Annotated in this window: 8 protein-coding genes and 1 pseudogene; 6 read left to right on the top strand and 3 right to left on the bottom strand. The window is 76.1% G+C overall.

Going from position 1 to position 6,402, the window contains the following annotated elements; translation table 11 throughout:
- From EDJALFJO_RS34535 to EDJALFJO_RS25425, 3 genes and pseudogenes are all read left to right on the top strand, one after another.
- A pseudogene (locus EDJALFJO_RS34535) lies at positions 1 to 345 on the top strand (hypothetical protein); the annotation flags it as partial.
- Positions 346 to 431: 86 nt separating this feature from the next.
- The gene (locus EDJALFJO_RS25430) at positions 432 to 1,079 is read left to right on the top strand and encodes an isochorismatase family protein (protein WP_088289125.1); all 648 of its coding nucleotides are present in this window, start codon (positions 432 to 434) and stop codon (positions 1,077 to 1,079) included.
- Between the two features lie 4 nt (positions 1,080 to 1,083).
- Positions 1,084 to 2,004 (top strand): DJ-1/PfpI family protein, encoded by a 921-nt coding sequence (locus EDJALFJO_RS25425; protein ID WP_088289127.1) that lies wholly within the window; start codon positions 1,084 to 1,086, stop codon positions 2,002 to 2,004.
- 28 nt (positions 2,005 to 2,032) lie between these two features.
- Here the strand turns inward: EDJALFJO_RS25425 and EDJALFJO_RS25420 are convergent, their stop codons facing one another.
- The gene (locus EDJALFJO_RS25420) at positions 2,033 to 2,437 is read right to left on the bottom strand and encodes a PaaI family thioesterase (protein ID WP_088289124.1); all 405 of its coding nucleotides are present in this window, start codon (positions 2,435 to 2,437) and stop codon (positions 2,033 to 2,035) included.
- A 209-nt stretch (positions 2,438 to 2,646) separates the two neighbouring features.
- Here EDJALFJO_RS25420 and EDJALFJO_RS35195 point away from each other — a divergent pair, with 209 nt between their 5' ends.
- Positions 2,647 to 2,850, top strand: coding sequence for a hypothetical protein (locus tag EDJALFJO_RS35195; protein WP_198950628.1), 204 nt, complete (start codon positions 2,647 to 2,649; stop codon positions 2,848 to 2,850).
- 92 nt (positions 2,851 to 2,942) lie between these two features.
- Positions 2,943 to 3,752, top strand: a complete 810-nt coding sequence (locus EDJALFJO_RS25410; RefSeq protein WP_143448783.1) for a DUF5666 domain-containing protein — start codon at positions 2,943 to 2,945, stop codon at positions 3,750 to 3,752.
- Positions 3,753 to 3,816: 64 nt separating this feature from the next.
- Here EDJALFJO_RS25410 and EDJALFJO_RS25405 read toward each other — a convergent pair whose 3' ends face one another.
- Complete coding sequence (locus EDJALFJO_RS25405) at positions 3,817 to 4,326, bottom strand: hypothetical protein (RefSeq protein WP_088289121.1); 510 nt, start codon at positions 4,324 to 4,326, stop codon at positions 3,817 to 3,819.
- Between the two features lie 276 nt (positions 4,327 to 4,602).
- On the opposite strand from EDJALFJO_RS25405, the gene EDJALFJO_RS25400 reads away from it, so the two are divergent.
- The gene (locus tag EDJALFJO_RS25400) at positions 4,603 to 5,130 is read left to right on the top strand and encodes a peptidase (protein WP_088289120.1); all 528 of its coding nucleotides are present in this window, start codon (positions 4,603 to 4,605) and stop codon (positions 5,128 to 5,130) included.
- Positions 5,131 to 5,144: 14 nt separating this feature from the next.
- Here EDJALFJO_RS25400 and EDJALFJO_RS25395 read toward each other — a convergent pair.
- The coding region (locus EDJALFJO_RS25395) for a reprolysin-like metallopeptidase (RefSeq protein WP_143448782.1) at positions 5,145 to 6,402 on the bottom strand (1,258 nt) is incomplete at its 5' end.

Below are 6,402 nucleotides of genomic sequence, written 5' to 3'. Positions count from 1 at the left end.
ATCGGGGCGGTGGGGACGGCGGCCGCGGCGGGGGTCAGCGCGCTCGGCGAGATTCTCACGACGGGGTGGGCCGCGGCGTTCGCGGCGATGTCGGCCGTGCTCACCGCGCTCGACAAGTTTCTCAACGCGGGCGACAAGGTGCAGCGGGTGCTGACGCGGCACACACGGCTCTCCGTCGTGGAGTACGGGCTCGCGGCCAAGGTCGTCGACGCGCAGTGGCGGCACGAGGCGCTCGACCCGGCGGACGCCGACCAGGTGAAGGCGTTCGCGGACTGGCTCGACGAGTCCGCGCGAGCCGTCGACGCAGACGTCGTCGCGGTGTTCGAGAAGACGCCCGAGCTCTGAGCCCCAGGAGGGCGTGACCGGATCGGTCCGGTACGGGGCCTGTCCGTGCCTGGCCGGCGTCCGGTCGCGGGGCGCACGCTGGACCCATGACCAGAGCATTGATCGTCATCGACGTCCAGGACTCCTTCCTCCAGCGCGAGGCGTGGGCCGCCACGAACGCGCCGGACATCGTCGAGCGGGTCGGGCGGCTCGTCGAGCACGCGCGCAGCAACTCCGACCTCGTCGTCTGGGTGCTGCACAGCGAACCCGGTTCGGGCGGGCCGTTCGACCCCGCCTCGGGGCACGTCCGGCTCATGAGCGGGCTCGAGCCGCGGCCCGGGGAGCCCGTCCTCACGAAGGTCGTGCACAACGCCTTCACGACGACGAACCTCCAGCACCTGTTGACCCAGAACGAGATCCACGACCTGACGATCTGCGGGATCCGCACGGAGCAGTGCTGCGAGACGACGGCCCGGCTCGCGAGCGACCTGGGGTACCGGGTCACCTTCGTCGCGGACGCGACGGCGACGACACCGATCGAGCACCCGGACGCACCGGCCGGTCGCAGTCTCGCCGAGGTGCTCGCCGACCCGCTGACGCTGCAGGCCGACGAGATCGTCCGGCGCACCGTCTACGCGCTCGCCGGCCGGTTCGCGGACGTCGTCACGGTCGACGACGTCGTCGGGGCGGCTGCCGGCGGAAGGGACGACGCACAGGTCCGCGCAGGGATCCCTGCGGGTGCCGTGGCACACTGACCGGATCGTGCGCGTCGTCTTCCTCCTCGTCCCGGGCCTGCACCTGCTGGACCTCGCCGGCCCGGCCCAGGTGTTCTCCACGGCCGCCGACCTCGGGCTGGGCTACGAGCTCCACTACCTCGCGGAGCAGCCCGAGGTCCGCACGTTCCAGGGGCTGCCCGTCACCGCGCAGACCCGCTGGCCGCGGCTCACCACGGACGACCTGGTCGTCGTCCCGGGCTGGCGCTCACCACGGCTGCGCGGCACCGGGCACCTGGAAGCGACCTCCCTCGATCGACTGCGGCAGCACCACGCGGACGGCGGCACGGTCGCCAGCGTCTGCGCGGGCGCCGACGCGCTCGGCCGGGCGGGGCTGCTCGACGGGCGGCGCTGCACGACCCACCACGACCTCGCCGACGAGCTCGCGCGGCGCTACCCGGCCGCGCAGGTCGTCCACGACGTCCTCTACGTGACCGACGACCGCGTCGTCACGTCCGCGGGCATCGCGAGCGGCATCGACCTCGCGCTGCACCTCGTGGCGACGCGGCACGGTCCGGCGGCGGCGGCCAAGGTCGCCCGCGAGATGGTCGTCTTCGCGCGGCGCAACGGCGACGAGCAGCAGGCGAGCGTCATGCTGCGCCACCGCAGCCACCTCAGCGACGCCGTCCACCGGGTGCAGGACGCCCTCGACACCCGCTTCGCCGACCGGCTGCCGCTCGCAGACCTCGCCCGCGAGGCCGGTGTCAGCGAGCGCACCCTGACCCGGCAGTTCGTCGAGGCGACCGGGCTCACCCCGCTGCGCTACCAGCAGGCGCTGCGGCTCGAACGCGCCGAGCACCTCATCGGGCACGGCACGACGGTCGAGGCCGCGGCGCGGGCCGTCGGGTTCGAGGACGCCCGGATGCTGCGCCGGCTGCGCGCCCGGGACGCCGCCGCGGCGGGGTAGCCGCCGTCCGCGCCTCAGCGCCGCCGGGTCAGTTGCCGAGCCGCGACGCGTCCTCGATGTTCTGCAGCCGGACCTGGCCGCGCGCCACCGTGCGGCCCTGCTCGTCGGTGATCTCGACGACCCACAGCTGCTGGAGGCGGCCGCGGTGCACCGGGAGCGCGGTCGCCGTGAGCTTGCCCTCGCGGACGGCGCGCAGGAAGTCCGTCTGGTTGCTCACCCCGACGACGTTGCCGCGGTCGCCGAACCACATCGCGCCCGCGTAGGACGCCGCCGTCTCGATGACCGAGCAGTACACCCCGCCGTGGACGATGCCGTACGGCTGGTGCAGGTGCGGCTCGACGGTGAACGTCAGCACGACCTTGTCGGGCCCGACCTCGGGGAACTCGAGACCGAGCACGCCGTTGAACCCGGCGGTCGGGCTGGGCTGCGACATCGTGGTCCTCTCGGCGACCGGCTGCTGACGTCGCGAGCCTAACGAGCGCGTCCGGCGCGCATACGACGGGACGTCGTGGGGCACGTCACGCCCATGGCCGACCCGAGCGAGACCGCAGGCACCACGTCCGCGCGCCCGTCCCGCCCGCACCCGCTGCGGCCGTCGCGGAGCCCCCGACCGACCCCGTCGAGGGGCGTGACGCGGCGACCGTGCCGCTCGACGGCACCTTCGACGGCGCCCTGGCGGCCGACCTGGACGACGCGGCCGCAGCCACCGGGCGGACGACGGACGCCGTCGCCGGGGACGCCGGGACCGCGGATGCCGGGACCGCGGATGCCGGGACCGCGGACGCCGGGACCGCGGACGCCGGGACCGAGGACGCGGGCGAGGCGGCCACCGAGCCCTCCGCCTGACCGCGGTCGGGGCCTGCGACCGCCGGGCAGGTCACAGCACCCGCACAGTCGTGCCCGAGGGCGACCACACGCTGCGACCCCAACCTCGTGCCATGACCGACAAGGACATCCCCACAGAGCAGGACACGACCCCCCGGTGGGCGATGGCGGCCCCGCCACCTACCGCCGGCGGGATGCCGCCGGCCGCGCCTCCGGCGGGGCCGCCCGGAGCGCCGTACGCCCCGGCCGCTGCACCCGCTGCCCCCGGCAGCCCCGCCGGACCGGTCAGCTGGATGGAGGCCGACCTCGGCGACGGGTCCGGCCCGCCACCGGCGGCCCCCGCGAAGCGGCGGCCGGGAATGGTCGTCGCCGCGGCGGTCGGGGCCGGGGCGCTGCTGCTCGGCGGGGTCGCCGTCGGGCAGGCCTTCGGCGGCACCTCCGGCACGACGTCCCTCACCTCGCAGGGCCAGGCCGGTCAGGGCGGCCCGGGCCAGATGGGCCGGCAGCAGGGCGGCACGACCGACCAGCAGGGCGGGACGACGCAGCAGCAGGACGGCGGGCAGGGCGGCGCGGACGGCGGCCCGCCCGGCATGGACGACGGCACCATGGTCGTCGGCCAGGTCACCGAGGTCAGCGGCTCGACCCTCACGCTCGAGAGCCGGTCCGGCACCGTCACCGTCACGACGACGTCGGCGACGATCGTCGACGGCACCGCGGGCGGCGACGTCGCGGCGCTCGCGACCGGCACCCTGGTGTTCGTCCAGGGCACGCAGTCGAGCGACGGTGCGTGGACGGCGACCGCCGTGAGCACGACCCCGGCCGGTGGCATGGGTGGCGGCAGGGACGGCGGCATGGACGGCCCGCCCGGGCAGCAGGACCAGCAGGGCACGACCCAGCAGGGCACGACCGGGACGACGACCTGACCCCCGCCTGACCCGACCCGACGACGACCACCCGGCGCCCGGCCGACGAGGGGGCCGTCCGGTGTCAGCCGAGCAGCTCGCCCGGCAGGTACCGGCGGTCCCCGTCGGCCTGCCGGCGGTACGTCGACCCGCGGTGCCGGTGCAACTCCCCGAGCCGGGCCCGGCAGCGGGCCCGGGCCTCGCGGGCGACCGGGCGCCAGGCCTGGCCCGCGTACGGCCGCTCGAGGACGCCCCCGAGCAGGCCGTCCATCGAGGAGTACCGGGCGACGAGGTCCGCGAGGGCGTCGTCGGCGCCGGCCCCGACGCCGCTGTTGCCGAGCGTCGACGGCGGTGCCGTGTCATGGGCGAGCAGGGTCTGCGCGAGCATCCGGGCGGCGTCGAGGTCCTCGACGGCCCAGCGGCGCCACGGCACCTGGTCGGCCTCCGCGGCGCGGGCCGCGGCACCGATCGTCAGGAGCATCGCGTCGACCTGGAGCTCGAGCGCGAGTCTCAGGAGATGCAGGTCGGTCGCGTCGGGGCCGCGGGACGTCGTCCCGACCGTGATGTCGACCGTGCGGGGCTGCGAGGCGGACATGGCTCCTCCGGAGGTCGGACCGGTAGAACGCGTCGACCCATCCAAGCCGCGTCCGTCCGCCGTGGTGCGGGACCGACGGCCCCGGTGCCGGCCGCCCGGATGGGAACGATCACGGCGGACCGGTGGTGTCAGGCACGTGTCAGCCGTGTTTCCGCAGCGCGTCGCACCGAAGCTGGCACTCTCACCCCCTTGTGTGCCAACGGGATCGGGCCGCACTCTTCAGCCAGGGCAGGTCGTCGTACCGGCGTCGCCGGGGCGGGGCCCGGAGGAGGCATCATGTCGTCCGACAACGTCGAGATCGCGCCGTTCCACGGGCGTGACAGGCACCTGCGGGGGTTCGTGGTCTCGGGTCGCTGGCCGGGCTCGACCCGGGAGTGGGCGCAGTTCCTCGCCCTCGCCGTCCGGCTCGCCGCCGTCCCCGGCCTCGTGCCGACGACGACCGTCTTCCGGGCCGTCGAGGACGTCCCCGACGACCCGCAGCCCGGCACGGTCGGGCTCGTGACCTCCGCCGGGCCGGTGCTCGGCGAGGGCGCCCCGCAGCCCGGTGCGTTCTCGGGCCGGACGCCGCCCGCGCTGCTCCTGCTGCACCCGCCGGGGGAGAGCCGGCCGTCGTCCCCCGAGGTCGTCGGTGCGGCGTCCGGCTGCGTGCTCCTGCCCGGCCTGCCGCACCTGGGGCTCGACCACCGCGCCGCGTGGGTCGAGGCCGAGCTCGACGGCACGGTGACCCGGCTCGTGAGCCAGGTCGGCGTCGACCCCTCGATGGACCCCGACACCGCGGTCCTCGCGATGCTCCTGGCGGCCTGACCCCGGCCCTGACATCAGCCCGCGGACGGCGTCCCGTCCGCCGGCGGGCCGGCCGGGGCCGACGGGGTCGGGGACTGCGACGGCGGGTCCGGCGTGCCCGTCGGCTCCGCGGTGCCGGACGGCGTCCCGGTGGGGTCGGCCGTCTGCGTCGGGTCGACCGGGGACGGCGTCTCCTGCGGGTCCGGTGCACCCGTCCGGCCGACCCGGCCGCCCGGGTCGGACGTCGCCGTGGCGCTGGGGTTCGGGTCGACGGAGGGGCGCGGGCGGTGGCCCCGGCCGCCGGTCCGGTCGAACGCGTTCTCGGGCCAGACACCGTCGACGGCGACGCTGACCCGCGCGAGGGTCGCGGTGGCCTCGTCGACCCGGAGCACCACCCGGCCGGACGCCGTCGTGAACGTCGCACCCGCGGCGAGCGGGGTGTCGAGGTCGTCGTCCCAGCCGTCCCGCCAGGACGGCGTCAGGTCGAGCAACAGGGTCTGCGTCGCATCGCTCGGGTCGGCCCGGCGGACGACGACGCCCGGGCGCAGGCCGGCCCAGTTGCCGGCCAGGTACGCGTCCCGCCCGGTGGCGGCCCGGTACTCGACGACGTACGTCGGCCCGGCCGGGTCCACGACGCGCAGGGAGCGCAGGCCCGTCGTCGCCGAGACCGGCGCGAGCTCGGCGGAGACCGGCGCGCCGACGCTCTCGACGGCGCCCGTGGGCAGCAGGCCGAGCGCGTACGCGTGGGCGGTGCTCAGGCTGCCGAGCCGGTCCCAGCTGATGCCCATGACGTCGTACCAGTCGCGGTACCCGGCCTCGCGGCAGGACGGCGTCCAGCCGCCGCCCCAGGCGCCGTCGGCGACGCCCGGGCACTGCAGCTCGTTGGAGTGGCCGAGCCCGAGGTTGTGCCCGAGCTCGTGGGCGAGGATCGACGTCGTGGCGTCCCGGACGTACACGTAGCCGCCGGACGACGTCCCGCTGCCGACGGTGCCGAGGCCGTAGTAGCAGGACCCGGTGCCCTGCGAGGTGAGGTAGACGACGAGGTGCCGGCCCGGGCCCTCGACGAACCCGGTGCGGCGCTTCACCTCGGCCCACAGCGCGAACGGCTGGGTGCACGCGGCGGTCGTCGCGATCCAGCCGTGCGCCGCGGTGACGGTGAACGACACCCGGCCTGCGCTCGCCTGGGACCAGAACCGGGAGACGCCGCCGCTGACGACGGCCGCGACGCCCGCCGGGGTGGCGGCGTCCTTCGTGCCGCCGGGCGGGACGACGAGGGCGACGGTCACCTGGTGC

The organism is Kineosporia sp. A_224 (assembly GCF_002198655.1).
Lineage (GTDB): Bacteria > Actinomycetota > Actinomycetes > Actinomycetales > Kineosporiaceae > R-H-3.
This window is presented reverse-complemented; position numbering and strand designations above follow the sequence as displayed.

Excerpts from the sequence above, each read along its gene's own strand:
- EDJALFJO_RS25430 (WP_088289125.1), top strand. The coding sequence starts at position 432 with ATGACCAGAGCATTGATCGTCATCGACGTCCAGGACTCCTTCCTCCAG.
- EDJALFJO_RS25420 (WP_088289124.1), bottom strand. The coding sequence starts at position 2,437 with ATGTCGCAGCCCAGCCCGACCGCCGGGTTCAACGGCGTGCTCGGTCTC.
- EDJALFJO_RS25410 (WP_143448783.1), top strand. The coding sequence starts at position 2,943 with ATGACCGACAAGGACATCCCCACAGAGCAGGACACGACCCCCCGGTGG.
- EDJALFJO_RS25405 (WP_088289121.1), bottom strand. The coding sequence starts at position 4,326 with ATGTCCGCCTCGCAGCCCCGCACGGTCGACATCACGGTCGGGACGACG.
- EDJALFJO_RS25400 (WP_088289120.1), top strand. The coding sequence starts at position 4,603 with ATGTCGTCCGACAACGTCGAGATCGCGCCGTTCCACGGGCGTGACAGG.